This is a genomic window from Pseudomonadota bacterium (assembly GCA_030859565.1).
Lineage (GTDB): Bacteria > Pseudomonadota > Gammaproteobacteria > JACCXJ01 > JACCXJ01 > USCg-Taylor.
In genome coordinates this window covers 1-2,473 of sequence record JALZJW010000272.1, presented here as the reverse complement: position 1 = coordinate 2,473, position 2,473 = coordinate 1, and the positions used below count along the sequence as shown (strand labels likewise).

General features: G+C 60.1%; 1 protein-coding gene and 1 pseudogene. Both read left to right on the top strand.

The window, feature by feature from the left end; translation table 11 throughout:
* Positions 1 to 294 (top strand): phenylacetate--CoA ligase family protein (locus M3436_20640; protein ID MDQ3566376.1); only part of this gene is annotated, 294 nt, incomplete at its 5' end.
* A 110-nt stretch (positions 295 to 404) separates the two neighbouring features.
* Positions 405 to 2,238 (top strand): annotated as a pseudogene (locus M3436_20635) (IS1634 family transposase).
* Positions 2,239 to 2,473: the final 235 nt, after the last annotated feature.

The window sequence follows — 2,473 nt, the reverse complement described above, 5'->3', positions numbered from 1 at the left end:
GAGCAATCGGGCATTCGGGAATGGGTCACGGGAAAATTCGTCATGCAAGCGCGCGAGGATGAAGACAAGAATCGTTTCCTCGCGATCGTCATCGAGCTCGCCCCCGGCGAGACGGCAAGCGACGAACGCCGTGATGCGGCCGCCCAGGCAATCGTCCGCGAGCTACGGCGTTTGAACAGTGAATTCGCGAACTACGTCCCGCCGGCTTCCCAGCTTCCGCACGTCGAGCTGAAAGCCCTCGGGGATCCGGAGTGGTTTCCGGCGGGCGTCAAGCACCGCTACACGCGGCGTTAACCCGACTTAGCCGATTCGCTCTCCTTTTTCGACTTTTTCGCGCCACTGCCATTCGTAACGATTTGATTTGTAACCCCGGCAGCGCAACGAAATGGCGAAAAGTGGCTGTAGTGAAGACCTTGGTTGTTTTCAGGGGGTTGATTGTGTGGATAATAAGTGGCCGTCATGTTTCTACGCGCCACGACTCGCAAGAAGGACGGCAAGGAGCACTGTTATTGGAGCATTGTCGAGAACAAGCGCCTCGGCGACGGGCGGGTGATGCAGCGCCACGTGCTTTATCTGGGGGAGATCAACGCCTCGCAGGAGTTGGCATGGCGCAAATCGATCGAGGTATTCGAAGACGGTAGTAACGCACCTCGCACGCTGGCGCTGTTTCCCGAGGATCGCTGTGAAGGGATCGTGCCGGACGCGGCGGTAGTGCGGCTCAGGCTCAGCGCGTTGCGGTTGTGCCGGCCACGTCAATGGGGTGGATGCTGGTTGGCGCTCAATCTGTGGCAGGCGCTGCGGTTGGATGAATTCTGGGCCGATCGGCTGTTACCGAGCCGTAAGGGGACGCGCTGGGATCAGGTACTGTTCGTGCTGGTCGCGTATCGACTGCTGGCGCCGGGCAGCGAATGGCGATTACATCGGGAGTGGTTTGAACGCAGTGCCTTGGCCGATCTGCTCGGCGCAGATGCGGGGCTATCCGATATTCACACCCTGTATCGATGTCACGACCGGTTGATCGAGCACAAACGCGCGGTGTTCGATCACCTGACAAATCGATGGCGAGATCTCTTCAACGCCTCGTTTGACGTGCTGCTCTATGATTTGACCAGCACCTATTTCGAGTGTGATCCGCCTCAAGAGGACGGTGCCAAACGTCGGTTTGGTTATTCGCGTGATCGGCGTTCCGACTGCGTGCAAGTGGTCATTGCCTTGGTGGTGACACCGGAGGGTTTGCCGTTAGCCTATGAAGTCTTGGCGGGCAACACTGCGGACAGCACCACCTTGCGTGATTTTCTGGCGCGGATCGAGGACCAGTACGGCCGAGCGCGGCGGATCTGGGTGATGGACAGAGGGATCCCGACCGAGGCGGTGCTGAAGGAGATGCGCGAGCGCGATCCCCCGGTGCATTATCTCGTGGGTACGCCCAAGGGGCGGCTGAGTCAGTTCGAGCATGCGTTGCTGGCCCAATCGTGGCAGGGGGCACGTCCCGGAGTGGACGTAAAGCTGCTGCCGCAGGACGGGGAGCTGTATGTCTATGCGCAGAGCCGGGATCGGATCGCAAAAGAAAGAGCGATGCGCCGCCGGAGGCTCAAGCGCTTGTGGGCGCGTCTCAAACAACTCTCGGCGATGACGCTCACCCGCGAGGCGCTCTTGATGAAGCTCGGCGCCGCCCGACAACAAGCCCCGTCTGCCTGGCGTCTGGTCGAAGTCGATCTCGTGGGGACGACCTTACGCTATCGGCTGCGCCGCGACAAACTCCGAGAGGTCCGACGGCGCGAGGGCCGCTACCTGCTCCGCACCAATCTCACCGAGACCGATCCCGCGAAGCTATGGCGATTCTATTTGCAGCTCGTCGCGGTCGAAGAAGCGTTCAAGAACCTCAAGGGAGATCTCGCCATCCGTCCAGTCTTCCATCAACTCGATACCCGCATCGAAGCGCACATCTTCATCGCCTTCCTTGCCTACTGCCTCCACGTCACGCTGAGCCGACGGCTGCATTTCCTGGCACCGGGATTGACTCCACGCAGTGTGCTCGAGAAGTTCGCCGCCGTGCAGATGCTCGATGTGCATATCCCGACTACCGATGGTCGCGAACTCGTCCTCACGCGCTACACCCAGCCCGAGCCCGATCTGACCCTGCTGCTGGACAAACTCGCGCTTGATCTCCCCGCGCAACCGCCACCCAAGATTACCACCTGCCCAGATCCCAGCCACCGCCCTGTAGTGCAGACCTAGCAGTACCCCGGTGAGTATTATCAATCACTTAACACGTCTGCACCCCCCGAATCGGCTAAGTCGGGTTAACACGTCTGCACCCCCCGAATCGGCTAAGTCGGGTTAGATCCAGTTCCGGAATTGACTTCAGTCGGTCAGGCGTCGCTGGCCACAAACTTTGAATTTGCTCCTTGGTAGGATCCTCGTCCAGGGGTAAGGGACCACCGCTTCCCCATGACCGATACCGGGTGAAGGC